The organism is Streptomyces atroolivaceus (genome assembly GCF_000717025.1).
Taxonomy (GTDB): Bacteria; Actinomycetota; Actinomycetes; order Streptomycetales; family Streptomycetaceae; genus Streptomyces; species Streptomyces atroolivaceus.
In genome coordinates, this window is record NZ_JNXG01000001.1 from 332,596 (window position 1) to 358,566 (window position 25,971).

25 protein-coding genes are annotated in these 25,971 nt (G+C 70.3%); 13 read left to right on the forward strand and 12 right to left on the reverse strand.

What is annotated here, in order from left to right; genetic code table 11:
* Positions 1–183: 183 nt before the first annotated feature.
* From OO67_RS01480 to OO67_RS01490, 3 genes are all read left to right on the forward strand, one after another.
* The gene (locus OO67_RS01480) at positions 184–843 is read left to right on the forward strand and encodes a response regulator (protein WP_033296714.1); all 660 of its coding nucleotides are present in this window, start codon (positions 184–186) and stop codon (positions 841–843) included.
* A gap of 304 nt (positions 844–1,147) precedes the next feature.
* Positions 1,148–1,534 carry a pyridoxamine 5'-phosphate oxidase family protein gene (locus tag OO67_RS39495; RefSeq protein WP_033296715.1) on the forward strand — a complete coding sequence of 129 codons (387 nt, stop codon included), beginning with the start codon at positions 1,148–1,150 and terminating at the stop codon, positions 1,532–1,534.
* Positions 1,535–1,559: 25 nt separating this feature from the next.
* Positions 1,560–2,615 (forward strand): phosphotransferase, encoded by a 1,056-nt coding sequence (locus tag OO67_RS01490; RefSeq protein ID WP_051709061.1) that lies wholly within the window; start codon positions 1,560–1,562, stop codon positions 2,613–2,615.
* Between the two features lie 24 nt (positions 2,616–2,639).
* On the opposite strand, the gene OO67_RS01495 is transcribed toward OO67_RS01490, so the two are convergent.
* Positions 2,640–4,271, reverse strand: a complete 1,632-nt coding sequence (locus tag OO67_RS01495; RefSeq protein WP_033296717.1) for a protein kinase domain-containing protein — start codon at positions 4,269–4,271, stop codon at positions 2,640–2,642.
* 293 nt (positions 4,272–4,564) lie between these two features.
* Between OO67_RS01495 and OO67_RS01500 the strand changes: the two genes are divergently transcribed.
* The 3 genes from OO67_RS01500 to OO67_RS01510 all read left to right on the forward strand — a co-directional run bounded on the left by OO67_RS01500 (position 4,565) and on the right by OO67_RS01510 (position 7,673).
* Entirely contained in the window at positions 4,565–6,193 is a 1,629-nt protein-coding gene (locus OO67_RS01500) for a protein kinase domain-containing protein (protein WP_033296718.1), read from the forward strand.
* Positions 6,194–6,524: 331 nt separating this feature from the next.
* Entirely contained in the window at positions 6,525–6,836 is a 312-nt protein-coding gene (locus OO67_RS01505) for a hypothetical protein (RefSeq protein WP_244299996.1), read from the forward strand.
* A gap of 288 nt (positions 6,837–7,124) precedes the next feature.
* The gene (locus OO67_RS01510; protein ID WP_033296719.1) at positions 7,125–7,673 is read left to right on the forward strand and encodes a bacterial proteasome activator family protein; all 549 of its coding nucleotides are present in this window, start codon (positions 7,125–7,127) and stop codon (positions 7,671–7,673) included.
* Between the two features lie 152 nt (positions 7,674–7,825).
* Here OO67_RS01510 and OO67_RS01515 read toward each other — a convergent pair whose 3' ends face one another.
* From OO67_RS01515 to pdhA, 7 genes are all read right to left on the reverse strand, one after another.
* Complete coding sequence (locus OO67_RS01515) at positions 7,826–8,812, reverse strand: NAD(P)H-quinone oxidoreductase (RefSeq protein ID WP_033296720.1); 987 nt, start codon at positions 8,810–8,812, stop codon at positions 7,826–7,828.
* 71 nt (positions 8,813–8,883) lie between these two features.
* Positions 8,884–10,023: a potassium channel family protein gene (locus OO67_RS01520; protein WP_033296721.1), complete on the reverse strand. Its 1,140-nt coding sequence runs from the start codon at positions 10,021–10,023 to the stop codon at positions 8,884–8,886.
* Entirely contained in the window at positions 9,981–11,612 is a 1,632-nt protein-coding gene (locus tag OO67_RS01525) for a molybdopterin molybdotransferase MoeA (RefSeq protein ID WP_106972689.1), read from the reverse strand. The genes OO67_RS01520 and OO67_RS01525 overlap by 43 nt, the downstream gene beginning before the upstream one ends.
* Complete coding sequence (locus OO67_RS01530) at positions 11,609–12,484, reverse strand: NTP transferase domain-containing protein (RefSeq protein ID WP_033296722.1); 876 nt, start codon at positions 12,482–12,484, stop codon at positions 11,609–11,611. Before OO67_RS01530 ends, OO67_RS01525 begins: the two co-directional genes overlap by 4 nt.
* 90 nt (positions 12,485–12,574) lie before the next feature.
* Positions 12,575–13,948, reverse strand: a complete 1,374-nt coding sequence (locus OO67_RS01535; protein WP_033296723.1) for a dihydrolipoamide acetyltransferase family protein — start codon at positions 13,946–13,948, stop codon at positions 12,575–12,577.
* Positions 13,948–14,979: an alpha-ketoacid dehydrogenase subunit beta gene (locus OO67_RS01540; protein WP_033296724.1), complete on the reverse strand. Its 1,032-nt coding sequence runs from the start codon at positions 14,977–14,979 to the stop codon at positions 13,948–13,950. Before OO67_RS01540 ends, OO67_RS01535 begins: the two co-directional genes overlap by 1 nt.
* Positions 14,976–16,139, reverse strand: a complete 1,164-nt coding sequence (gene pdhA, locus OO67_RS01545) for a pyruvate dehydrogenase (acetyl-transferring) E1 component subunit alpha (RefSeq protein WP_033296725.1) — start codon at positions 16,137–16,139, stop codon at positions 14,976–14,978. The genes OO67_RS01540 and pdhA overlap by 4 nt, the downstream gene beginning before the upstream one ends.
* A 208-nt stretch (positions 16,140–16,347) precedes the next feature.
* On the opposite strand from pdhA, the gene OO67_RS01550 reads away from it, so the two are divergent.
* Positions 16,348–16,869, forward strand: coding sequence for an Lrp/AsnC family transcriptional regulator (locus OO67_RS01550; protein ID WP_078597533.1), 522 nt, complete (start codon positions 16,348–16,350; stop codon positions 16,867–16,869).
* 15 nt (positions 16,870–16,884) lie between these two features.
* Here the strand turns inward: OO67_RS01550 and OO67_RS01555 are convergent, their stop codons facing one another.
* Complete coding sequence (locus OO67_RS01555) at positions 16,885–17,475, reverse strand: TetR/AcrR family transcriptional regulator (protein ID WP_033296727.1); 591 nt, start codon at positions 17,473–17,475, stop codon at positions 16,885–16,887.
* Between the two features lie 122 nt (positions 17,476–17,597).
* Between OO67_RS01555 and paaN the strand changes: the two genes are divergently transcribed.
* Positions 17,598–19,298, forward strand: a complete 1,701-nt coding sequence (paaN, locus tag OO67_RS01560) for a phenylacetic acid degradation protein PaaN (protein ID WP_033296728.1) — start codon at positions 17,598–17,600, stop codon at positions 19,296–19,298.
* Positions 19,299–19,355: 57 nt separating this feature from the next.
* Here the strand turns inward: paaN and OO67_RS01565 are convergent, their stop codons facing one another.
* Genes OO67_RS01565 through OO67_RS01575 form a run of 3 tightly spaced genes read right to left on the reverse strand, consistent with a single transcriptional unit; the run spans position 19,356 to position 22,305 of the window.
* Entirely contained in the window at positions 19,356–20,066 is a 711-nt protein-coding gene (locus OO67_RS01565; RefSeq protein WP_033296729.1) for a TrmH family RNA methyltransferase, read from the reverse strand.
* Positions 20,063–21,334: an HTTM domain-containing protein gene (locus OO67_RS01570; RefSeq protein ID WP_033296730.1), complete on the reverse strand. Its 1,272-nt coding sequence runs from the start codon at positions 21,332–21,334 to the stop codon at positions 20,063–20,065. Before OO67_RS01570 ends, OO67_RS01565 begins: the two co-directional genes overlap by 4 nt.
* Positions 21,331–22,305, reverse strand: a complete 975-nt coding sequence (locus OO67_RS01575; protein ID WP_244299997.1) for a DUF5819 family protein — start codon at positions 22,303–22,305, stop codon at positions 21,331–21,333. Before OO67_RS01575 ends, OO67_RS01570 begins: the two co-directional genes overlap by 4 nt.
* Positions 22,306–22,393: 88 nt before the next feature.
* On the opposite strand from OO67_RS01575, the gene paaA reads away from it, so the two are divergent.
* From paaA to OO67_RS01600, 5 genes are read left to right on the forward strand one after another with little or no spacing between them, the layout of a single operon-like run.
* Positions 22,394–23,422, forward strand: a complete 1,029-nt coding sequence (paaA, locus tag OO67_RS01580) for a 1,2-phenylacetyl-CoA epoxidase subunit PaaA (RefSeq protein WP_033296731.1) — start codon at positions 22,394–22,396, stop codon at positions 23,420–23,422.
* On the forward strand, positions 23,419–23,709 hold the full coding sequence (gene paaB, locus OO67_RS01585; protein WP_031090474.1) for a 1,2-phenylacetyl-CoA epoxidase subunit PaaB: 291 nt from the start codon (positions 23,419–23,421) through the stop codon (positions 23,707–23,709). The genes paaA and paaB overlap by 4 nt, the downstream gene beginning before the upstream one ends.
* A complete protein-coding gene (gene paaC / locus OO67_RS01590; protein WP_033296732.1) occupies positions 23,706–24,407 on the forward strand; it encodes a 1,2-phenylacetyl-CoA epoxidase subunit PaaC in 702 nt (233 codons plus the stop codon). Before paaB ends, paaC begins: the two co-directional genes overlap by 4 nt.
* Positions 24,404–24,901, forward strand: a complete 498-nt coding sequence (gene paaD / locus OO67_RS01595; protein WP_033297005.1) for a 1,2-phenylacetyl-CoA epoxidase subunit PaaD — start codon at positions 24,404–24,406, stop codon at positions 24,899–24,901. Before paaC ends, paaD begins: the two co-directional genes overlap by 4 nt.
* Complete coding sequence (locus OO67_RS01600) at positions 24,902–25,963, forward strand: 2Fe-2S iron-sulfur cluster-binding protein (RefSeq protein ID WP_033296733.1); 1,062 nt, start codon at positions 24,902–24,904, stop codon at positions 25,961–25,963.
* Positions 25,964–25,971 lie beyond the last annotated feature (8 nt).

Sequence of the window (25,971 nt, forward strand, 5' to 3'; positions counted from 1 at the left end):
AACTGCGAAACACCTTGTGACCTGCGTTTTTGCTTGGATTTCCAAGTAAATCGCGAAAATCTCGAACTCCCGCTGGTCACAGCTCTGGTAACAGCCTGGCAGGCGGCCGGAACAACGGCACGTTATCCCGGCAGACAGCCCCAGGGAAGGGCGGAGGGCAAGGGAGTGTGTGAGACTGCGAATGTGCGCGAAGATGGAAAAATCACGGTATTCCTGCTCGATGATCACGAAGTCGTCCGGCGCGGCGTCCATGAGCTGCTGACCGCCGAGGAGGACATCGAGGTCATCGGCGAGGCCGGCACCGCGGCGGACGCGCTCGCAAGGATCCCGGCGACCCGGCCCGACGTCGCCGTCCTGGACGTACGGCTTCCGGACGGCAGCGGGGTGGAGGTCTGCCGCGAGGTCCGCTCCAGGGACGAGAACATCAAGTGCCTGATGCTCACCTCGTACGCCGACGACGAAGCCCTCTTCGACGCGATCATGGCGGGTGCCTCCGGCTACGTGCTGAAAGCCATCCGGGGCAACGAGCTGCTCAGCGCCGTACGCGACGTGGCGGCCGGCAAGTCCCTGCTCGACCCGGCGGCCACCGCACGGGTGCTGGAGCGGCTGCGCGAGGGCAAGGACGGCAAGGGCGACGACCGTCTCGCCGGGCTGACGGACCAGGAGCGCAGGATCCTCGACCTGATCGGCGAGGGACTGACGAACCGGGTGATCGGCGAGCGGCTGCACCTCGCCGAGAAGACCATCAAGAACTACGTCTCCAGTCTGCTCTCCAAGCTGGGCATGGAGCGGCGTTCGCAGGCGGCGGCCTACGTGGCGAGGCTCCAGGCCGAGAAGCGCTGAGCCCTCCGGGGCGGGGACTTTGGTCCCGGTCCGTCGGGGCGGCAGACCCTTACCCGGGTCCTACGTGTCCCGGAGAGTGGGAGGCATGTTTTTCTCCCGCCCCTCCGACACCGGGACCGCGACCGGCTCCGGATCCCTCGGCGCTTCCGGGGCCCTCGGCCCTTCCGGGTCCCTGGCGCCTCCCGCATCACTCGGCCCTCCCGCATCACTCGGCCCCCCCGCATCACTCGGCCCTTCCGGATCCTCGGCCCCGTACGGATCCTCAGCCCCTTCCGGACCCTCGGCCACGGACAAGTTCCGCGCCATGGAACTGCTGTCCGGCGTCAGCTACGGACGGCTGGCCATGAGCATGCGAGCCCTGCCCTTCCTGGCGGTGGCCCGGCACCTGGTGATCGACGGCCGTGTCGTGCTGCGGATGCACAGAGGGCTCGGCTTCCACGAGTCCTGCGACGGGAGCGTCATCGCCTACGGGGCGGACAACTTCAACTCCTCCGCGCCCGGCCACAGGGAGGACCTCTGGTCGGTGCAGTTCACCGGCCCCGTCCAGATCGTGCACCCGGACTTCGACCAGCACGAACGCTTCGGGGCCGGACCGGCCGAGGTGAACGGTGAGCAGTTCGATCCGGTGTACCTCCGGCTCGATCCGCACCTCTCCCATATGCACACCTTGAGCTTCGACGCAAGTCCGTAAGACCGGACACGTAGCGTCACCTAACATGTGGCGAGTGCTGCGCTCATCTGTGACCCTTCCGCCTGTCCCTCCGGTCGGCGAGGTCCTGCGCCGCTACCCGGACGCCGGTGAACCCCTCGCCTGCGAGCCCCTCAGCAAGGGCCTGCTCAACCACGGTTACCGCGTGTCCACCACCCGGGGCTCGTACTTCCTCAAGCACCACCTGGACAAGCACCACCTCGACGACGCCAGCGGCGATCACGCCACGATCGTCCGCCAGCACCGGGCGACCCAACAGCTGCACTCGCTCGGCGTGCCGGTGGCCCCGCCCCTCGCGGACACTCACGGTGACACGGTCACGGTGATCGACGGTCGGCGCTACGCCCTCCACCAGTGGGTGGACGGCCTGCACCGGGACGGCGCCCAGCTGACGACGGCCCAGTCGCGCCGGCTCGGGGCGCTCCTCGGGGCCGTACACATAGGGCTCGAGCAGGTGATGGAGGCGGACCCGCCGCCTCCATCACGGGGGCAGAGCCCCGATCCCGCCGACACGTTCACGCTCATCGACGAACTGCTGACGGCCGCGCGGCACCTGGGCCCGCGGGACGCGTTCGACGAGCTCGCCGTGCACCGTCTCGTCGAACGCCGCACCCTGCTGGAGCAGCACGCCCACCGTCGCCCGCCCACCCCCGAGGGCTCTGCCAGGGGCTGGGTGCACGGCGACTTCCACCCGCTGAATCTGCTCTACCGGGGTGCCGACCCCGTGGCGATCGTGGACTGGGACCGGCTCGGTGTGCAGCCGCGCGCGGAGGAGGCCGTACGGGCGGCGGCGATCTTCTTCGTCCGGCCTGACGGAAAGCTGGCGCTGGAGAAGGTGCGGGCGTACGCCCGCGCCTACCGCCGGTCGGCAGGCGCCGGGGCGGCCGAGCTGGCGGCCGCGGTGCACCGGGTGTGGTGGGAACGCCTCAACGACTTCTGGATACTGCGCTGGCGCTACCGCCTGCATGACCGCAGGGCCGACCCGCAGTTCCCTGCGGTGTCGGCCCTGGCGGTGTGGTGGACGCGCGAGTACGAGACGGTCGGCGAGGCCTTCACGGGGTGAAGACCCCTGGCACCCGGCCCCTGCTCAGGGCGTGGTGCCCGTCCCTGTACCGGTGGTCGTGCCCGCGGCGGCGCCCGCCGAGGTACCCGCCGGCGTACCGGCGCTGCTGCCCTCGGTCGTCGCGCCGCTGCCCTCGGTCGTCCCTTCGGTGGTGCCCTCGGTGCCACCGTCGTCACCGGTGCCACCGTCGTCACCGGTGCCACCGTCGTCACCGGTTCCGCCGTCGTCACCGGTGCCACCGTCGGTCGTCCCCGGGTCCGGCGACGTGGGCGTGTCCGTGGGGTCCTCGGTCGGCGTGTCGGTCGGCTCGTACGACGGCTGCCTGCTGGGCCAGTTGTTACCGCCCGTGGAGCTGTCCGGCCTCTCCGTCTGCTCCTCCGTCTCCTCGTCCGTCGGCTCCGCCGAGGAGGGGGTCGGGGACGGGGTGACCGACGTGGAGGGCGTGGTCGGGGTCTTCTTCTTGCCGCCGTCGCCTTCCGCGGCCTGGAGGGCGAACGCGACGCCCGCACCGATCGCGATCATCGCGAGCAGGACGAACAGCCACATCTTGCCGCGACCGCCGCCGCTGTTGTGACCGCCGGCGTACGCCCCGTCGTCAGGGTTCATGGGCGGCAGGATCGGCCCCTGAGAGGTGTCCCCGTGCATGGGGCGCCCCATGGCGGCCGTGCCGCCGCCGATGTTCATCGCCGCCGTGTGACCGCCGTCGTGCGCGTTGACCGGGCCGGTGTTCCACGTACCCGTGTGCCCGCCCTGGACCTGCAGCATCTGCAGGCTGTACTGGACGAGGCCGCGCATCTCCTCGGCGCTCTGGAACCGGTCGTCCGGGTCCTTCGCCAGGGACCGCATGACGAGCCCGTCCAGCTCCGGCGGAACGTCGCCGGCGACGTGGGACGGCGGGACCGGGATGTCCTGGACGTGCTGGTAGACCACCGAGAGCGGGGTCTCACCCGTGAACGGCGGACGCAGGGCGAGCAGTTCGTAGAGCAGACAGCCGGTGGCGTAGAGGTCGGACCGGTGGTCGACCGCCTTGCCCAGCGCCTGCTCGGGGGAGAGGTACTGGGGGGTGCCCATGACCATGCCGGTCTGGGTCATCGTCGACTGGGCGCCGTGCAGCGCACGGGCGATTCCGAAGTCCATGACCTTGACCGCGCCCGAGTGCGTGATGATCACGTTCGCCGGCTTGATGTCACGGTGCACGATGCCGTGCTGATGGGAGTACGCGAGGGCTTCCAGGACCCCCGAGACGATGATCAGCGCCTGCTCGGGCGGCGGTGCCTCCGCCTCGAGCAGCAGGTCACGGATGGTGTTGCCCTCGACGAGCTCCATGACGATGTAGGGCACGGTCGATCCGCCCACGACGTCCTCACCGGAGTCGTACACGGCGACGATCGCATGGTGGTTGAGCCCCGCGACCGACTGCGCCTCACGCGTGAAACGGGCCTTGGAGACCGGATCCTCGGCAAGATCGGAACGGAGCAGCTTCACCGCTACCGTGCGTCCCAGACGGACGTCCTCCGCGGCGTAGACCTCGGCCATGCCGCCGCGGCCGAGCCGGTGGGTCATGCGGTAACGGCCGTCACCGACCACACCGCCGACACCCCAGGAGTCGGTGCCATCCGAAACTCCGCCGCCGTTTGCTTCGGATTCGGGTGCCATCAGTCCTCGCCGTCGTTTCTGTCCGCGCGTCCGCGGGTTCTCACGGTGCCTTGCTGCATTGCCAGGTCACGCTACAGCCTCTGCCCGACACACCGGTTCTGGAGTGACGGGCCATCCAATCGGCTCGCGCGCCGTCCGCGCAAATTCCATGCGCTTCCTGTAACGCTTCCGAGACGCTTCTTGTGCGTAGGGTCACGGAACGGGCACCCGGCTTGACGTGTCGTACCCCTCGGGCAGACTTGGCCCGTAATAGGGATGATCGCGTCCGTCGGGCGCCGAGGGGGATGCAAGTCATGAGCCACGACGGCGCACACGGCGCACAGGGGCGCTACGCGGGCGGATCCGTGGCCGGCGGCCGCTACCAGCTGCGCGACCTGCTCGGTGAGGGCGGTATGGCTTCCGTCTACCTCGCGTACGACTCCGCCCTCGACCGGCAGGTCGCCATCAAGACGCTCCACACGGAGCTCGGGCGCGAGCAGTCCTTCCGCGAGCGGTTCCGGCGCGAGGCGCAGGCTGTCGCCAAGCTGCAGCACACCAACATCGTCTCGGTGTTCGACACGGGCGAGGACGAGCTCGGCGGCGCGCTGATGCCGTACATCGTCATGGAGTACGTCGAGGGGCAGCCGCTCGGCTCCGTGCTCCAGTCGGACATCCAGCAGCACGGCGCGATGCCGGCCGAGAAGGCACTCAAGGTGACGGCCGACGTGCTCGCCGCCCTGGAGACCAGCCACGAGATGGGCCTGGTCCACCGCGACATCAAGCCCGGCAACGTGATGATGACCAAGCGCGGCGTCGTCAAGGTGATGGACTTCGGCATCGCCCGTGCCATGCAGTCGGGCGTCACCTCGATGACGCAGACCGGCATGGTCGTCGGCACTCCGCAGTACCTCTCCCCCGAGCAGGCCCTCGGCCGCGGCGTCGACGCGCGCTCCGACCTGTATTCGGTCGGCATCATGCTCTTCCAGCTGCTCACGGGACGTATTCCGTTCGACGCGGACTCCCCGCTCGCCATCGCGTACGCGCATGTGCAGGAGGAGCCGGTCGCCCCGTCGAGCATCAACCGGTCGATCACGCCCGCGATGGACGCCCTTGTGGCCCGCGCGCTCAAGAAGAACCCGAACGAGCGCTTCCCGAGCGCCGCGGCCATGCAGGACGAGATCGCGCGCGTGCTGAGCGCGAGCGGCCCGGCCGGCGCCCCGGTGATCATCGGCGGCGGCGTCCCGGCGAACAGCGGCTCGGGCGTCGGCTCGGCGGTCTTCCCGCCCGTCGACCAGGCCGCTCCCGCACCGCAGGGCCTGCAGACGCCGTACCAGCCGCACCCCCAGCAGCAGCACCAGCCGGGCCCCTACGGCGCCCCCACGCCGAGCTATGGCTACCCGCAGGCGGCTCAGCCGTACGGGACTCCCGCGCACCTGGGGCAGCAGACCCCGCCTCCGTACACGATGTCGCCGCACACGACGGCGGGCTCCGGGGGCGGCGGCGCCTCCAAGCGCAACATGCCGGTCGTCGTGGGCTCGATCGTCGTCGCCCTGCTCGCGATCGGCGGCCTGATCACCTTCCTGAGCATGAACGGCGACTCGGAGGCCGGCAAGGGCGGCGACCCGAGCACCGGCGAGTCCTCGGCCGCGGGTGAGCACAAGCCTCCGGAGCGGAACCGGACGATGGAGGAAGAGGACTGCACCGACGCCACGGAGGACACGGACGACCCGGCGATGGTCCAGGCACCCAATTTCGTCTACAAGGACATCCGCTCCGCGAAGGCGTGCGCTCTGGCCGCGGGATGGACGGTCAAGGAGATCAAGGTGGAGGGCAACACCTACGCCGAGGACCAGGTCATCGATCAGTTCCCGTCGCCAGGTACTGCCGTCTCCGAGGATCGCGCCCACTTCGAGCTGCGCATCGCGACGGGCGATCCGGCCTGACCGTCTCTCTCTCCGCGGCCCTTCACCTTCCTTTCCCGGGGGCCGAGCCCGTACGCGGCCCGGGCACGGCCTGTCGGCGCTTCGGGATGCCGGGCCTGTCAGGCCATGTGACGCTGATCTCATGCCTCCTGGACTCCCGGCTTCTCGGTCGTCACGGTGCGTCGCCTGTCTGGTGATGACCCTCGGGGTGGCACTCGGACCCGCCGCCTGGGCGCACGGGGACGACGGAACCGCTGCGCGAACCGCTGCGCGAACCGCTGCGCCCGCCCGGCCGGGCCACCTGGCGCCTGCGAGGCCCTCGGCCTTCCCTTCTCTCGCCGCGAGCTCGTCCGTGGAGGAGTCGCCCCTGGCCGGGCGGCTGGCCGGGGAGGGCAGGGCACGGCCGGGGCGGTCGCTGACCCCGCAGGAGGCCGCGAGCTCGGAGGCCGCGGCCGACGAGGTGCCGCCGGATCCGGATCCCGTCGAGGTGCCCGTGTTCACCCCGCCGCCCGAGGCGTTCCCGGAGCCGGCCAGGCCCCGTCAGCGGGAGGCGCTGGACGAGCCCGCGGTGCGGCAGGTGCGGGGCGTGTCACTGGGCAGCGGGATCGCCCTGGTCGGACTGGGGCTGGGGTTTCTGGCGATCCGTATGCGCCGCACGAACTGACCCCTGCCGGCACGCCCGCGCGCTACAGCCAGGACCGGTGGCGCTTGGGCGGGGCCCGGTAGCTTCTGGCCCGCCAGAACCGCTCTTGCCGCCGGACCCGGTAGCTCTTGGCCGGGGGCACTGTACGCGGCCGAGGAGCCGGGGCCGGGTCTCAGCCGGCCCTGGCGTGAACGCGCGGGGGTGGCGGGCAGCGGCTGATCGGCCCTCCCGGTGCCCCCTGAAAGGGGTGATCAACCCTTCCTGGGGGCACCACCATGTGATGAGGCCCGTGTGGGAGACAATGGCGTCATGGAGATGCCGAGGAATGAACGGTCGCAGGAGCACCCCCAAGTCCTCGTGGTGGGGCAGGACGGAATGGCTATCGGCGGCGGCGGCGGAGACGACGAGTCGCGCGAGGTCCCGGTGACGGAGATGGTCGAACAGCCCGCGAAGGTCATGCGCATCGGCAGCATGATCAAGCAGCTTCTTGAGGAGGTCAGGGCGGCCCCTCTCGACGAGGCGAGCCGGGTCAGGCTGAAGGAGATCCACGCGAGCTCGGTGAAGGAGCTCGAGGACGGTCTGGCGCCGGAGCTCGTGGAGGAGCTGGAACGGCTCTCGCTGCCGTTCACCGAGGAGTCGGTCCCTTCCGAAGCCGAGCTGCGGATCGCGCAGGCCCAGCTGGTCGGCTGGCTGGAGGGCCTCTTCCACGGCATCCAGACGGCGTTGTTCGCCCAGCAGATGGCGGCCCGTGCGCAGCTGGAGTCCATGCGCCGCGCCCTTCCTCCGGGCGTCGCCCATGAGGACGAGGAAGGCGGCGCGGATCCGCACGGACCGGCGCGCTCCGGCCCGTACCTGTAGCCCCTCAGTCCCACCGACCGCAGTACGCACCAGGGCCCGGCACACGCACTGTGTACCGGGCCGTGGCGTCGACCGTGGGGAGAGCGAGCGCGGTCCGCAGCGCACGGCTGCGGTCCCGACCGCTCCGAGCGCTCACGCCGGGCCCTCTCGCGTCAGGCCTGTGGCGCGGCCAGGAGAATCTTGCCGATGTGGCTGCTGGACTCCATCAGCCGGTGGGCCTCCGCCGCCTCCGCCATCGGCAGCACGCGGTCCACGACCGGCCGCACCACACCGTCGGCGAGGAGCGGCCACACATGCTCCCGCACCGCCGCCATGATCGCGGCCTTCTCCGCGAGCGGCCGCGCGCGCAGCGACGTCGCCGTGACGGCGGCCCGCTTGCTCAGGAGGGCGCCCAGATTCAGCTCGCCCTTGGCACCGCCCTGGAGACCGATGATGGCGAGCCGTCCGTTCACAGCCAGTGCCCGGACGTTCCGGTCCAGGTACTTCGCCCCGACGATGTCGAGGATCACGTCGGCTCCGGCACCGTCCGTCGCCTTGCGCAGTTCCTCGACGAAGTCCTGCTCGCGGTAGTCGATGAGGATGTCGGCGCCGAGCTCCTGACAGCGCGCCAGCTTCTCAGGGCCTCCCGCGGTCACCGCGACGCGCGCGCCGACGGCCTTGGCGAGCTGAATCGCCATCGTGCCGATACCGCTGGAACCGCCGTGGACCAGAAGAGTCTCGCCAGGGCGCAGGTGCGCCACCATGAAGACGTTGGACCAGACCGTCGCCGCCACCTCGGGCAGCGCCGCGGCCTCAGCCAGTTCCACACCGTCGGGCACGGGCAGGAGCTGGCCGGCAGGTACGGCTACCTTCTCCGCGTATCCACCGCCCGCGAGCAGTCCGCACACCTCGTCGCCCACGGACCACCCGGTCACCCCCGGGCCGAGCGCCGCGATGCGGCCCGCACATTCCAGGCCGGGATAGGGGGAGGCACCGGGCGGGGGGTTGTAGAAGCCCTGCCGCTGCAGGACATCGGCCCGGTTGACCGCGCTGGACACCACCTCGACGAGGACTTCGCCCTCGCCCGGTACGGGATCGGGCACCTCGGCCCATACGAGCGCTTCGGGGCCGCCGGGTTCGGGGATCGTGATCGCATACATGGCCGCGAGGCTACTCCGTGCACAGTCCCGGACGGCGGTGGACCTGCCTGCGTCGCAGCCGGGCACCGTCCCTACGGGCGCTGACCGGGATGCTGCGGATTCGTCGGCGACGTGTGGAGTGGGGAGGCACGCACGATGGTGATCACACGATCCGTCAGCTGCAGGGGGCTGGCCGCCGGATCGTCGTATCCGAGCAGACGGTGGCCACGCAGGACACTGACCACCAGGTCATCGGTCTCCCGGACGTTCTTGCCCACCTCGGCCTTTATCACCGGCCGTTCGACGAGGTCGAGCCCGCTGCCCTGCTGAATGAGGTCCTCCATCACCGTGCCCGCACTCGGACTGAGGACGGAGAGACCGAGCAGACGACCCGCCGCGCTCGCGCTGGTGATCACCGCGTCGGCGCCGGACTGGCGCAGCAGTGGCGCGTTCTCCTCCTCACGCACCGCGGCCACGATCTTGGCACCACGGTTGAGCTGACGCGCGGTCAAGGCGACCAGTACGGCGGTGTCATCGCGCTGAGTGGCGATGATGATCTGGCGGGCCTTCTGAACCTCTGCCCGCAACAGCACATCGCTCCGCGTGGCATCACCCAGGACGCCCACGAAACCTTCGGCGTTGGCAGCTTCGATCACCTTGCCGGCAGGGTCGACGATGACGATCTGGTCCTTCTTGAGACCGGTGGCACAGAGCGTCTGGATCGCCGAGCGGCCCTTCGTGCCGAAGCCGACGACCACGGTGTGTTCACGCAAGTTGGTTCTCCAACGGTTCAGCCGGAAGTCCTCCCGGGTCCGTTCCGTCAGGACCTCGAGGGTGGTGCCGACCAGAATGATCAGGAAGAGCACGCGCAACGGCGTCACCAGCACCACGTTGACGAGCCGGGCCGGGTCGCTGTACGGGACGATATCGCCGTAACCGGTCGTCGACAGCGTCACCGTTGCGTAGTAGACGGCGTCGAGGAAGTCGACTTTGTTGTCGGCGTTGTCGTGGTAGCCGTCACGGTCGGCCCAGACGATGAAGACCGTCATGGCCAGCACCGTGAGAGCCATCGCCAGCCGTTTAGCCACCTGGCGCAGTGGCCTGTCGACCACCCGGCGAGGCAGCAGTACCCGGGTCGGTACGACATGTTCGTCTGCGCGCCTGGCCATCGCATCGTGGCCGGGAAGTTTCACGTGAAACACCCTTCCGTCCACGGCGCTGCCGAGGCCCACGGTAGATCGAGGATCTCCACCTCGGTGCCGGACCGTACCCCGCCGGGCGGCACCACGGCCAGCCCGTCCGCGGCGGCGATCCCCCGGAGCATGGCAGGACCGTTGTAATGCAGGGGCACGACGCGGTCGCCTCGGTGGATTACAGGGATCAGCCGGGTGTCATGCGGATGACCGTGCACCTCTTCGTGGACCGGTGCGCGGTAAGGCTCCTGAGCGGCACGGCCGGCGATCCCCCTGACCAGCGGCTCGGCCAGCGTAAGGAGTCCGGACACAGCGGCGAGGGGGTTGCCCGGCAGGCCCACCAGGCAGGGACCGCCGTCGGCGAGTCGCGCCAGGAGCATGGGGTGGCCCGGACGCACAGCCACTCCGTCCACCAGCAGCTCGGCCCCGATCTCGGCCAGGACCGGGTGAACGTGGTCCACCGGGCCGGCGGCTGTTCCGCCCGTGGTGAGGATCAGATCGGCATCGGAGGAGATGAGGGCCTGGCGGAGCGCCTCGGCGTCGTCGCCGAGACGCCGGGGCCCGGAGACCTCCGCACCCAGAGCACGGAGCCAGGGAGCCAGCATGGGGCCGAGCGCGTCCCGGATCAGTCCTTCCCGGGGAAGTCCCGCCGTGAGGAGCTCATCGCCGAGGACGAGGACGTCCACCCGGGGCCGGGGTACCGCCACGACGGCGTCGTACCCCGCCGCAGCCGCAAGCCCGAGCACGGGTGGGGTCACCACGGTTCCCACGGGCAGGAGCTCGTCGCCGGACCGGCACTCCTGGCCACGGGGCCGGATGTCCTGCCCTGGGACGACTCCACGGGTGGCGTGCAGCAGCCCCTTGGCTTCGTCGCAGTGGGCGTGCTCACTCCGGATCACGGCTGTGGCGTCCGCCGGCAGGCGTGCACCCGTGGCGATCCGGAGGGCATGCCCGTCCGGAAGCGGCTGCACGGAACCGCGTCCGGCCAGCAGCCCCATGCCCTCCCGTACGCTCCAGGGCCCCGGCCCCGCGACGACCCACCCGTCCATGGCCGAGGTGTCGAACGACGGCAGATCGGTGAGCGCGACGACGGCCTCGGCCAGGACGTGCCCGAGAGCCCGGTCCAGGGGCAGCCGGTGGGCGGCCAGGGGAGCGGTACGGCCGATTCGCTCGGCCAGAGCACGCGCCCCGGCCCAGGCGGTGGCACGGGCGCGGTGGGCGTGCGAAGCAGGCCGTGCACCGGGGGGCGACGAGTTCCCGCGCCGGGAGGAGAAGCCCGAGGCAGAGGCATCTGGGGCCGACTTCACTGGAGCGCCGGGCTCCTGAGCCGAGGAGCCGGGCATCGGGGAGCCGGGCGTCGGGGAGCCGGGCGTCGGGGAGCCGGGCACGGGGGCTTCTGTTGCCGAGGAGCCCGGAACCGGGGAGTCGGCTCCTGGTCTCGGGGCGTCCGGGGGAGGGCCGGCGCACGTACCCTGCTCTGCCGTCAGCGACGAGGAAGCCGGATCCGCTCCACCGGGCCGGCCCGGTGGGAGATGCCCGGTCTGCGGCTGACGCCCGACAAGTGCCAGCGCCTGCTCGACGGCCCGCTCCTCCTCGGCCGCCCGCGCATCGCCTTCGTGTGCGGTCATGGCGTGCCGGGCCCGCTGCCCGCTTCCGTTTCCTCCTCCCACCGGAGCGCGAGGACGGTGGCCTTGCGAGAGGCTTCAGCCACCGCTTCGGCTGCGGCCTCCGGGCTCTTACCACTGCTCGCCATCGCCGCCGCGTATCCCACCAGGAACGTGGTCAGCGGCGCGGCAGGCCGGGCGACACCGTGCGCGGCATCGCGAGCGAGGTCGAGCAGGACGCCGGTGTCGACGTCGAGTTCGATGCCCAGTTCGTTCTTGACTGCGGTGATCCATTCGTCCAGCACGGTCCCATGCTCCCTGATCCGTGCCCTGGCGGCACCAACGTCTTCCCAGGTGTCGCAATCGAACGAGGCCAGAGGATCGGCCTGGACGCGGGCCAGGTCCAGTTCAGCCGTAAGCAACCGCAGCGGCAGACCGACGAGGCTGCCGTGCTCGGTGGCGAGGAGGGCCAGCTCACGGCGCAGTGGTTCTGCCCGGTAGACCGCGACCAACGGCTGGTCCCGGCCGTCCTGGTCGGTGCACAAGGCACCTTCGCGGGCCTCCGGCCCCGCCGCGTCCAGCAACGCGCGGACAGTCGCCTTCCCCAGGAACGGGAGATCCGCCGAGAGCACCAGAACCCTCTCCGCGTCCGTGTGCCTCACCCCGGCCCCGAGCGCGGCCAACGGCCCGCCGCCCTCGGGTACTTCCCGTGTCCAGGTGACCGGTCGCACGGTGGGTCTGCGCCCGCCGACCACCACGGTGGACCCGGCGTCAGCACATACGGCGAGCACCCGGTCGAGCAGTGCACGGCCACCCACCCGGAGCCCTGGCTTGTCGGCACCCCCCAGGCGCTTGGCAGCCCCTCCGGCCAGAACGATGGCGTCATACTCGGTCATGCTCCCGAGTATGCGTGCCGCCCGACCAGGGCGGTCCCCCGGGGACCGAACTCAAGGCCCCCCGGGCGGGGCCGTCCACGGCCCGGGTCGCTACAGCGTGCGCAGCAGCATCACCGGCTGTTCCACGCAATCGGCCACGTACCTCAGGAAGCCCCCCGCCGTGCCGCCGTCGCAGACCCGGTGGTCGAAGGTGAGCGAGAGCTGGACGACCTGGCGGACCGCCAGCTCGCCCTCGTGCACCCAGGGTTTGGGGACGATCCGGCCCACACCGAGCATGGCCGCCTCCGGGTGGTTGATGATGGGCGTCGAACCGTCGACACCGAACACCCCGTAGTTGTTCAGCGTGAAGGTCCCTCCCGTGAGCTGCGCCGGGGTCAGCCTCCCGTCCCGGGCCGCCTCGGTCAGGCGGGCGATCTCCGCCCCGATCGACTCCACGTTCCGTGTGTGTGCCTCCCGGACGACCGGAACGACCAGGCCGCGTTCCGTCTGGGCGGCGAAGCCCAGGTGGACTCCGGGGAGCCGCACGATTTCCCGGGCGTCGGCGTCCACGGTCGAGTTGAGCTCGGGGAACCGCGCCAGAGCTGCCGTGCAGATGCGGGCAAGCAGAGCGAGCACCGACACCTTCGCCCCTGCGGCGGCCCCGCCGGCATTCATCGCGGCCCGCGCCGCCATCAGCTCGGTGGCATCTGCGTCGACCCAGCAGGTGGCGTCGGGAATCTCCCGACGACTACGCGAGAGCTTCTCGGCGACCGCTCCCCGGACCCCGCGCAGCGCGATCCTCTCGGCCGACGCGTCAGGCTCGCTCCGGGGCAGCGAGGCTGCACCGGCTACGCGCTCCCCGTCGACGGACCTGATCGCGGACTCCACATCGGTGCGCAGAATCAGCCCGTCCCGCCCTGTACCCGCGATCTGTCGGAGGTCGAGCCCGTGCTGCCGCGCCAGCTTCCGGACCAGGGGAGAGACGACGGCGACGGGGCCCTGGGAATCGACCGCGCCGAGGGCCGGAGCCTTCCCTGCCTCCGAGCCCGGGCCCGAGGACGAGGGCGCGGACAAAGGCGTGGACAGGGGCGTGGACGAGACCGGAGCGGGCCTGATCCGGCGTCTCCGCGCGGCGGGCGCGCCCGTGCCGTAGCCGACCAGCACATTGCCGGACGACTCGGTCTCGGTGGCGCCGCCCGAGGCCTCGCCGGGAGTCCCGCCCTCCGTCGCCGGCTCCACGGACCCGACTGCCACCGTCAGCAGCGGTGCGCCGACCGGGAGCTCCGCGCCCTCCTCACCGAACCGCGCGGTCACTACGCCGCCGTATGGGCAGGGCACTTCGACCATCGCCTTGGCCGTCTCGACCTCGACGACCGGCTGGTCGACGGCGACGACGTCGCCGACCTCGACCAGCCAGCGCACGATCTCGGCCTCGGTCAGTCCTTCGCCCAGGTCCGGCAGCTTGAATTCGAGCACCTGCGCCATCAGCTCTCGGCCTCCCACTGAAGACGGGCGACCGCGTCGAGCACCCGGTCCACGCCCGGCAGATGGTGCCGCTCCTGCATCGGCGGCGGATAGGGGATGTCGAAGCCGGCGACGCGCAGGACCGGCGCCTCCAGATGGTGGAAACACCGCTCGGTGACTCGCGCCGCGATCTCACCGCCAGGGCCGCCGAAACCGGACGACTCGTGGACCACCACCGCACGCCCCGTGCGGCGGACCGACGCGGCGACGGTCTCGTCGTCGAAGGGCACCAGTGAACGCAGGTCGACCACCTCGAGATCCCATCCCTCCGCCGTGGCGGCCTCGGCTGCCTCCAGGCACACCGGGAGGGACGGTCCGTACGTGATCAGGGTCGCGCTACGTCCGGGGCGCCGGACCACGGCACGCCCGATCGGCTCGACCGCGGCCGGCGCGTCCGGCGACCAGTCCGCCTTGGACCAGTAGAGCCGCTTCGGCTCGAGGAAGACCACCGGGTCGTCGGAGGCGATCGACTCCCTCAGCAGCCCGTACGCGTCGTCGACCGTGGCCGGCATGACGACATGCAGACCGGGGGTCGCCATGTAGTAGGCCTCCGAGGAGTCGCTGTGGTGCTCGACCCCGCCGATTCCGCCGCCGTACGGCACCCGCACCGTGATGGGCAGCGGCATGGCGCCGCCCGTCCGGTTCCGCATCTTGGCGACATGGCTGACCAACTGCTCGAACGCCGGATACGCGAAGGCGTCGAACTGCATCTCCACCACGGGCCGCAGCCCGTACATCGCCATGCCCACGGCCGCGCCGAGGATTCCCGCCTCGGCCAGAGGCGTGTCCGTACAGCGGTCGTCGCCGAACTCCTTCGCCAGACCGTCCGTGACGCGGAAGACGCCACCGAGCGTGCCGACGTCCTCCCCGAGGACGTGCACCGTCGGATCCTCCGCCATCGAGTCCCGCAGCGCCCGCCCGAGAGCCTGCGCCATGGTGGCCGGCCTGGCCCTTCCGGTCCGCTCACCGGCCGTCGCCGCAGCGGTGGTCATCGCCCCTCCTCCGCGCCGCTCTCGTCCTGCGGGCCGTGCTCCGCGTCCAGCTCGCCCCGCAGCCGTGCCGCCTGCTCCCGCAACTGGCCGGTCTGCTCCTCGTAGACATTCGCGAACAGATCCATCGGGTCAAGCACCGGATCGGCGTTCATCTGCTCCCGCAGACCCTCCGCCATCCGTTCCGCCGCCTCCCGCACCCGCTCGATGCCGTCCTCGTCCAGCAGCCCGCGCCCGGTCAGCTCCCGTTCGAGAAGCCTGATCGGATCGTGCGCGCGCCACGCCTCGACCTCGCTGTCGCCGCGGTAGCGGGTGGCGTCGTCGGCGTTCGTGTGGGCGTCCATGCGGTAGGTGACCGCCTCGACCAGCGTCGGCCCTTCACCCCGCCTGGCTCGTGCCACCGCGTCGCTCAGCACCTGGTGCATCGCAGGCGCGTCGTTGCCGTCGACCAGTCGTCCCGGCATCCCGTATCCCACGGCCTTGTGGGCGAGCGACGGCGCCGCGGTCTGCTTGGCCAGGGGAACGGAGATCGCGAAGCCGTTGTTCTGTACGAGGAAGACCACCGGGGCCCTCCAGACGGCCGCGAAATTGAGCGCTTCGTGGAAATCGCCCTCGCTCGTCCCGCCGTCGCCGACCATCGCGAGGGCCACCACGTCGTCACCCTTCAGGCGGGCCGCGTGCGCAAGGCCGACGGCATGCGGCAACTGGGTGGCCAGGGGGGTGCAGAGCGGGGCGATGCGGTGCTCACGCGGGTCGTACCCGGTGTGCCGGTCCCCCCGCAGCAACGTCAGCGCCTCGACCGGATCCAGCCCGCGCGCCACCGCGGCGAGGGTGTCGCGATAGCTGGGAAAGAGCCAGTCCCGGTCCTCCAGGACGAGCGCCGCCGCGATCTCACCGGCTTCCTGACCGGTGCTCGACGGGTACACCGCGAGCCTGCCCTGCTTCGTCAGCGCGGTGGCCTGCGCGTTGTACCGGCGACCACGCACCAGCTCCGAGTAGAGCCTCATCAGCAGGTCAGGGTCGGCACCGGCCGCGGCGTCCGTACCGAGCACGCGGTACGGCTCGGGGTCCGGGAGCAGCGGCGCGGGATCGGTGAGCGGCTTCCAGGCCGGGGGCGGCGTGGGCCGGTAGGCGGCTGCGCCGGGCAGCTCCTGAACCGTCATGACAAGCACCTCCTGGCATGCGATGTATCGGAAAGTACCGAATCTTCAGGAATGTCGAGACGTGAGCAGGGCACGGTGTGGTGTGCCTCACCTACCGATTGTTCGGTCGTTGGCGCAATTTGGCTACAGGCACCTTCAGCCTGTGGACAAACGGTTCTCCACAGCCTGGGATAGGTGCAGGTCGTCTACAACAGGGAGGCGCGGGCAGATGCCAGCTGAACAAATGGCCGACGCGGGCGGTGAGCCGGTCCGTACTGCGCCCGCCCGGCCGCTGGACCCCACCGACCACGCCATCCTGCGCATCCTCCGAACGGACGGCCGCGCCTCGATACGAGCCGTCGCAGAGCGCGTCCATGTCTCCCGGGCCAATGCGTACGCCCGGATCAACAGGCTCGTCGAGGACGGTGTGATCCGCGGCTTCAGCGCACGCGTGAATCACGAACGGGCGGGACAGGCCGCCTCCGCCTACATCACACTCAAGATCGTCCAGAATTCCTGGCGCACTGTGCGCGACCAGCTCCAGGCACTCCCGGGCGCCACCCATATCGCACTGGTCAGCGGCGACTTCGACGTCCTGCTCCTGGTGCACACCCCGGACAACCAGGCGCTGCGCGAGCTGGTCCTGACCAGGATCCAGGCCATCCCCGAGGTCCTGTCCACCCGTACCCTGCTGGTGTTCGAGGAGACCGACCTGGGCCCGCGCCCGGAGCGTCCGGCCGAGCTCACCTAGGGTCTTCCGCGCCGGTCAGCCCGCCCGCATCCCTTCGAAAGCCAGCTGGACGACCGTGTCCGCGAGCTGCTCCGCCTCCTGGGATCCGCCCGGCTGCGGGCGGTACCACTCGACCAGCGAGTTCACCATGCCGAAAAGCAGCCGGGTCGCCAGACGTATGTCCACGTCCGCGCGAAGGTCTCCGTCCGCCACCGCGTCCTTCAGAAGCTCGGACACCCGCTGGTCGAACCCGCGCCGCCGCTCCAGGGCCCAGCGCTCCGTCTCCGTGTTGCCGCGCACACGCAGCAGCAGCGTGACGTACGGCAACTCCGCCATGAGCACCTCGACCGTGCGGCGCGTGACGTACTCGACCCGGGCGATCGCCCGCCCCTGTATCGCACCAGGCTCGTCGAGGATCCCGAAGAGCCCGTCGAGGGCCCGGCTCACCGCAAGCCGGAGGAGCTCCTCCTTGCCCGTCACATGGTGGTAGATGGACGACTTGGAGATGCCCGCCGCCTTGGAAAGGTGCTCCATGGACGTGCCGTCGTAGCCGCGCTCGTTGAAGACACGGACAGCAACGGTCAGGAGTGTCTCCGGGGTGTACGTGTCCCGCTTGGCCGTGGTCATGACCGCGATCCTCCCCCATGAGTTGTCCACAGGTTCCTTGGGGCCCTTGTACCGACCGATCGTTCGGTTACTCTAACTCCGTCAGCACATCCCTGCCCGGCTCGACGAGGAGTTGGTCCGTCATGGCCGCCGAGCTTTCCCCCGAGAAGCTGTCCGAGATCCACCGCCCCACGCTCGACCAGGCCCTCGAAGCGATCCGCACCCGCGCCTACTGGTCTCCGCATCCCGAGCACCCGAAGGCCTACGGCGAAGGGGGCCTTCCCGGCAGCCTCGGTGCGGCCGAGGGAAAGGCGGCGTTCGACTCCGTCCTCCACACCCGGCTGGATCTCGCCCAGCCCGGCACCGACGGCTGGACGGGCGGAGAGCTCTCGCCGTACGGCCCTGCGCTCGGCGTCGAGTATCCCCACGCCGACCCGGACATCCTGCTTCCCGCCATGAGCGCCGCCATGGGCTCCTGGCGCGCGGCGGGGCCTGAGACGAGGGCCCTGGTCTGCCTGGAGATCCTCGCCCGGATCAGCGCGCGTACGCACGAGCTGGCCCACGCCGTGATGCACACCAGCGGGCAGGCCTTCGTGATGGCCTTCCAGGCAGGCGGCCCGCATGCCCAGGACCGCGGCCTGGAGGCCGTGGCGTACGCGTACGAGGAGCAGACGCGTACGCCGCGTGCTGCCGACTGGTCGAAGCCCCAGGGCAAGCGCGACCCGCTGCGGCTGCACAAGTCGTACACGGCGGCCGGCCGCGGCATCTCCCTGCTGATCGGCTGCAACACCTTCCCCACGTGGAACGGCTATCCGGGCCTCTTCGCCTCGCTGGCGACCGGCAACCCCGTGCTGGTCAAGCCGCACCCCCGGGCGGTCCTGCCGCTGGCCCTCACCGTCCAGCTGGCGCGCGAGGCGCTGGCGGAGGCGGGCTTCGACCCGAATCTCGTCGCCCTGGCCGTCGAGCGGCCCGGCGAGGGCATCGCCAAGACCCTCGCGGTACGCCCGGAAATCAAGATCATCGACTACACGGGCTCCACGGCTTTCGGCGACTGGCTGGAGACCAACGCCCGTCAGGCCCAGGTCTACACGGAGAAGGCGGGCGTCAACACGATCGTCCTCGACTCCACCGACAACTACCGGGGCATGCTCTCCAACCTTGCTTTCTCGCTCTCCCTCTACAGCGGCCAGATGTGCACGACCCCGCAGAATCTGCTCATCCCGCGTGACGGCATCATGACCGATGCCGGCGCCAAGTCCTACGAGGACGTGGTGGCGGACATCGCCGAGGCGGTGAACGGGCTCCTCGGTGACGACGCGCGGGCCAACGGACTGCTCGGTGCCCTGGTGAATCCGGACGTGAAGGCCCGGCTGGAAGGGGCAGCGGCCTTGGGTGACGTCGCACTGGCCTCGCGCCCGGTGGTCAACCCCGACTTTCCCGACGCCGTGGTCCGCACGCCGGTTCTGGTGAAACTGGACGGCACCAAGCCCGACGACGGGGCGGCCTACCTCTCGGAGTGCTTCGGGCCGGTCTCGTTCGCGGTCGCCGTCGACTCGACCGCCGACGCGCTGGACCTGCTGCGCCGCACGGTCCGTGAGAAGGGCGCGATGACCGTCGGCGCGTACACCACCTCCCCCGACGTGGAACGCGCGGTGGAGAACGTCTGCTTCGACGAATCGGCTCAGCTCTCGCTGAATCTCACCGGCGGCGTGTACGTCAACCAGACGGCGGCCTTCTCCGACTTCCACGGCTCGGGAGGCAATCCGGCGGCCAACGCGGCGCTCTGCGACGGTGCGTTCGTATCCAACCGCTTCCGGGTCGTGGAGGTCCGCCGCCAGGCCTGAGCGAGGTCAGGCCTGGCGGCGTAGGACGTCCGGTGGAGCGGGGATCCGCTCCACCGGTCATCCGTGGCGCGGATCCGTGATGTCCGCGTAGCGCTGCACCCAGGCGTGCATGGCGATGGCGGCCGCCGCGCCGGCGTTGATCGACCGTGTCGAGCCGAACTGCGCGATCGAGCACACCATCGAGGCATGCTTGCGCGCTTCCTCCGTCAGTCCGGGCCCCTCCTGCCCGAACAGGAGCACACACCGGCGCGGCAGTTCCGTCCGCTCGAGCGGCACGGCACCGGGCAGGTTGTCGATCCCGATGATCGGCAGCCCCTCGGCCGCCGCCCAGGCAGTCAGGTCCGCCGTGTCCGGGTGGTGGCGCACATGCTGGTAGCGGTCGGTGACCATCGCCCCCCGCCGGTTCCAGCGTCGCCGGCCCACGATGTGGATCTCCTTCGCGAGGAAGGCGTTGGCGGTGCGCACGACCGAGCCGATGTTGAAGTCATGGCCCCAGTTCTCCACCGCCACGTGGAAATCGTGCCGCCGCAGATCCAGATCGGCGACGATCGCCTCCCGCGTCCAGTATCGATAGGCGTCGCCCACATTGCGCCGGTCACCGTGGGCGAGGAGTTCGGGGTCGTAGCGCACACCCTCGGGCCAGGGCAGCGGGTGCGGGCCTACGCCGATCGCGGCACCGTACCCGTCGTCGTACTGGATCGGTTCCGCGGACGGATCGGGTACGGCTGCCGCTCGGGGCTCTTCTGGACTACCGGTCTCGCTGGTCACCCGACGAGCGTATGGCCACTGCCACCGCCACCGTGCGTGGCCTCCTCGTCGTCCTTGCTCCCCCGCCGCTGCCGGGGGAGCCCGAGCCTGCCCTCCCTCCGGGAGAACAGGCGTTGCCGGCCCTGCGCGACCCTGCGTCCCAGCCACACCAGGAAGACCGTCGGCAGGAAGACGGCATCGGCGGCGATCATCGCCATGGAGAAGAAGGGAAGCCCCAGCAGGACGGCGATCCCGGCATGCTCGCCGATCATGACGACCAGCAGGACGTTCTTGACCCGCCGGTTGAACAGCGTGAAGGGAAAGGCGACCTGCACGATGACCGTGACGTACGTCAGGATCATGACCGCCAGCGCGCTGGAGGCGATGAGACCGGAGAGCTCGGGCCACGGAGCGAAGTAGTCCAGGTTGAGCGGGTAGTAGATCGCGGTGCCGTCCTGCCAGCGGGAACCCTGGATCTTGTACCACCCCGCGGTCGCGTAGATCAGGCACACCTCGGCCATGATCACGAGGAGAGCGGCATTGTGGGCGAGGTTGGCCAGAACGTCGAACAGGACGCGCAGCTCACGGTCCGGCGCGTAACGGCTGAGCACCCACCAGGCACCGTTCCCCAGCCACAACGCCCACAGGAGGCACGGCATCCACCACGTGCCGCCGAGTCCTCCCATGACGGTGGCGGGCAGGAGGAAGCAGCCGAGCACCGCCCACAAGGCCGGCCCCGCGACGTCACGGGCCGGCCGGTCTCGCTCCGCGAGCCGCGCGGCGTCCCGCGACACACGGCGCGCGTCCAGGGACCAGACCTGCGCGCAGCGGGTGAGGACCAGGTAGACGGCCATCAGATGGATGACGTTGTCACCGCCGTCGCCCATGAAGATGCTGCGGTTCTGCAGGGAGAGCACACCGGCCATGAAGAGGACGGAGGTGGCCCGGGTCCGCCAGCCGATCATCAGCAGCGCGGCAGACACCAGCGTGAGCGCGTACACGGTCTCGAACCAGATCGTGCTGTCCGACCACATCAGGACGGTGAAGGCGTCGTTGTTGGTGATGAGCCGACGTGCCATGTCCCAGCTCCACGGGCCGTCCGGGCCGTACAGCTCGTGGCGGTGGGGCAGCTCTCGCAGGAGGAACAGCAGACAGGTGGCGGAGATGCCGATCCGGACGACGGCGCTCTGGTAGGCGCCGAGGGGGGCGGCCGTGACGCGCTGGACAGCGGAGGCTAGCGACCGGTCGGCGGTTCCGGCGCTCTCACGGACCGGAGCGGGGGCGCTCATCTCTCCGCCTGCCCGGCCTGCGCGGCCTGATCCGCCGCAGCCGTCCGCGGGAGGTCGGACGGGGCCACGGTCCACCACGGGAGCTCCTTGTACTCCGGCCGGGTGCTGATCTTCTCGGCGCTCCACGGCGGAGCCCCGACGGAACGTACGGCGGACCGCACCTGGAAGCGCTCGACCGTGCCGCCGTAGCCGTGCTCGGCGAGGCGCAGCATGACGATGCGGCGGATATAGAGCTCGGACAGCTCGCCGCGCAGGCCGTTGGGGCGGTTCTCGCTGTCGTGGGATCCGGTGTAGAAGTCCCAGGCACGACGCAGTTCGTTCTGGTCGACGTGGCTGGGGAGGAGGTTGCCACGTATCGACTCGCCGTCGTCACGGGAGAGATTTATCCAGCGGGTGATGCTGCTGCCGTCGGCCCCGTTGTCGGCCACCTCGGCCCGTACGTGCACGGAGATGTTCTGCTGGAGCGGATTGGGGGCGAACAGCTTCCAGTTCTGCTCGAACTCGGGAAAGACCCAGTCGTCGACGACCTCGCCGTGCTGTTTCGTCAGCGTGTTGGACGGCGCGACGTGCAGAAAGATCATGGCTATGTGTGCGCAGGCCAGCAGCCCTATGACAGACAGAGCCAGCGCCGCGGCGACCTGGTACGGCAGCGAGAGCGCGGCCAGGCCACCGCCGGGGCGGTGCGCTGACGGCCCCAGGACGGACCGGGAAGCGCCACCCTCCGACTCCGGGTCGGTCGACGGGGGAAGATCCGCCCCGGCCTCCGGTTCGCCCGCAGGTCCGGCCTCCGGTTCGCCCGCAGGTCCGGCCTCCGGTTCGCCCGCAGGTCCGGCCTCCGGTTCGCCCGCAGGTCCGGCCTCCGGGCCCTGATCCGGGCGGTTCGTCACGCCGGGCCAGGCGAGCTTCTTCTCGTTGCCGGTGCGCCCACCGTGGTCCGCGTCCATCCCGCCCCGATCGCCGTCGATCACCACTCAGTTATCCACAGGGTTGACACCCTACGGGCCTCCGACTCACCATTGAAGCCAAGGAACCGAACGATCGGTCGGTAGGGAGCCCGGGATGGCGGCAGTGACTGCGGACCAGACGACGCAGGGGACAGCGGGCACGGCGGACGAAGCGGAAGCGGGGCGTCTCGCGGCGTTCGACGCCACGGTGGCGGCCGACGACCGGATCGAGCCGCGGGACTGGATGCCCGACGCGTACCGGGCTTCCTTGATCCGCCAGATGGCCCAGCACGCCCACAGCGAGATCATCGGCATGCAGCCCGAAGCCAACTGGATCTCACGAGCACCCTCGCTGCGCCGCAAGGCCATCCTGATGGCCAAGGTGCAGGACGAGGCCGGACACGGCCTCTATCTGTACAGCGCGGCGGAGACGCTTGGTACCAGCCGCGAGGAGCTCCTCGACAAACTGCACGCCGGACGGCAGCGCTACTCCTCGATCTTCAACTACCCCACGCTGACCTGGGCGGACGTGGGCGCGATCGGCTGGCTGGTGGACGGCGCCGCGATCACCAACCAGGTACCGCTGTGCCGCTGCTCCTACGGTCCGTACGCGCGCGCGATGGTCCGGATCTGCAAGGAGGAGTCGTTCCACCAGCGCCAGGGGTACGAGCTGCTGCTCGCCCTCAGCCGGGGTACCCCCGCCCAGCACGAGATGGCTCAGGACGCGGTGAACCGCTGGTGGTGGCCCTCCCTGATGATGTTCGGCCCACCCGATGACGCCTCGGCGCACTCGGCACAGTCGATGGCCTGGAGGATCAAGCGGCACTCCAACGACGAGCTGCGCCGGCGGTTCGTCGACATCTGTGTCCCGCAGGCACAAGCGCTGGGGCTCACCCTGCCCGATCCCGACATCCGGTGGAACGAGGAGCTCGGGCAGCACGATTACGGAGAGATCGACTGGACGGAGTTCCAGGAGGTCCTGAAGGGCAACGGCCCCTGCAACGAGCAACGGCTCACCCAGCGGCGCACAGCCCATGAGAACGGCGCCTGGGTCCGCGAGGCGGCAGCGGCATACGCAGACAAGCACGCGGCTCGGGCCGGTACAGCCGGAACGGCCGCCCAGCCCGTGGAGGCGACCGCATGAGCAGCTCGACCGACTGGCCTCTGTGGGAGGTCTTCGTGCGTTCCCGGCGCGGGCTCTCCCACACCCACGCGGGCAGCCTGCACGCACCGGACGCCGAAATGGCTCTCCGCAACGCCCGTGATCTGTACACACGCCGCTCGGAGGGGGTCTCCCTGTGGGTGGTCCCTTCGACGGAGATCACCGCGTCCTCGCCGGACGAGAAGGACTCGTTCTTCGAACCCGCCGGGGACAAGCCCTATCGGCACCCCACGTTCTACGAGATCCCTGAAGGGGTGAAGCACCTGTGACCGCGGCCCTCGCCCTCGGCGACGACGCGCTGGTGCTCTCGCACCGGTTGGGTGAGTGGGCGGGCCACGCGCCCGTGCTGGAGGAGGAGGTGGCTCTGGCCAACATCGCCCTGGATCTGCTGGGACAGGCGAGAATGCTGCTTTCGTTCGTGGGGGACGAGGACCAGCTGGCCTACCTCCGTGAGGAGCGGGCTTTCCGCAACGTCCAGCTGGTGGAACAGCCGAACGGCGACTTCGCCCACACCATGGCCCGCCAGCTCTACTTCTCCGTCTACCAGCACCTGCTGTACGAGGAGTTGGCCACCGGTGAGGGCGAGTTCGCGGACCTCGCGGCCAAGGCCGTCAAGGAAGTCGCCTACCACCGGGACCACGCGGAGCAGTGGGTCCTGAGACTCGGTGACGGCACCACGGAAAGCCATGAGCGCATGCAGCTCGCCCTGGACGCCCTGTGGCGGTACACCGGCGAGCTGTTCGAGCCCGTCGAGGGCGTGGACGTGGACGCGCACGCCCTGCGCGACGGATGGCTGGCCGCCGTCACCTCCGTAGTGGATCGCGCCACCCTGGCGCTCCCGTCGGGGCCACAGGCCGGGGCCTGGGCGGCCGGAGCGGGCCGGCAGGGCCTGCACACGGAGCCGTTCGGGCGGATGCTCGCCGAGATGCAGCATCTGCACCGCAGCCACCCGGGGGCATCGTGGTGACGACCGAGACCCCGCTGGAAGCGGAGTTCCACCGGCTGGCAGGCTCCGTGCCCGACCCCGAGCTGCCGGTCATCACTCTGGACGAGCTCGGCGTGCTTCGCCGTGTGCGGGTGGACGGGCCGGACAAGGTCACCGTGCATCTCACACCGACGTACACCGGCTGCCCGGCCATCGAGGCCATGTCCGCCGACATCCAGCGTGTGCTGCATGAACGCGGCGTCGCGGATGTGTCCGTGGTCACGGTCCTCGCCCCTGCATGGTCCACGGACGACATCAGCGATGAAGGGCGCCGGAAGCTCGCGGAGTTCGGCATAGCGCCGCCGCGCCCGGGGGGCGCGCCGGACGGACCGGTGCCTCTGACTCTCTCGGTGCGCTGCCCCCACTGCGGTTCCACCGACACGGAGCTGCTGAGCCGGTTCTCCTCCACGGCATGCAAGGCGTTGCGCCGCTGTGTGGCGTGCCGCGAACCTTTCGATCACTTCAAGGAGTTGTAGATGTTCCATCCGCTCCGGGTCAGCGCGATCGAACGGATCACGGACGACGCAGTGGCCGTCACCTTCGCCGTGCCCGCCGCATTGTGCGAGACCTTCCGCCACAGCCCCGGTCAGCACCTGAATGTGCGTTACCGCGTGGGCGGGGAGGAGATCCGACGGTCCTACTCCATCTGTGCGCCCGCCGCCGAGCATCCGGGTGAGCCCTTGATGCGGGTGGGCATCCGGATGGTCGACGGGGGCGCGTTCTCGACGTACGCGCTCAAGGAGCTGACGGTCGGCGACCAGGTGGAGGCGATGGCTCCTATGGGTCGCTTCGTCCTCGACCCCCGCCCGGGCCACTTCGCCGCGATCGTCGGGGGCAGTGGCATCACTCCGGTGCTCTCGATGGCGGCGACGCTGCTGGCGCGCGAGCCCTTGGCTCGCTTCTGTCTGATCCGCAGCGACCGGACCGCTGCCTCGACGATGTTCCTGGACGAGGTGGCTGACCTCAAGGACCGCTATCCGGACCGCTTCCAGCTGGTGACCGCGCTGTCCCGGGAGGAGCAGGCTGCTGGGCTCCCCTCAGGCCGACTGGACCGCGAGCGGCTCTCCGTGTTGCTGCCCGCGCTGCTGTCGGTGCCTGATGTGGACGGCTGGTTCCTCTGCGGGCCGCTCGGCCTGGTCCGGGCGGCGGAGGGCGCGCTGCGCGCACTCGGCGCCGACCGGTCACGCATACACCAGGAGATCTTCCACGTCGCCGACGAGTCGGCGGCTCCCTCGGCGGCTGCCCGGGTGGCCGCACCGTCGGAGAGCAGGCTCACGGCGACACTCGACGGCCGGTCGGGCAGCTGGCCGGTCCAGGACGGCGAATCGCTGCTGGACACGATGCTGCGAAGCCGTTCGGACGCCCCGTACGCCTGCAAGGGAGGAGTGTGCGGGACCTGCCGGGCGTACCTCGTATCCGGGGAAGTGCGGATGGACCGTAATTTCGCTCTGGAACCGGAGGAGACCGGGGCCGGCTTCGTGCTTGCCTGCCAGTCCCACCCGGTCACCCTGGAGGTAGAACTCGACTTCGACCGCTGAGGATCTCC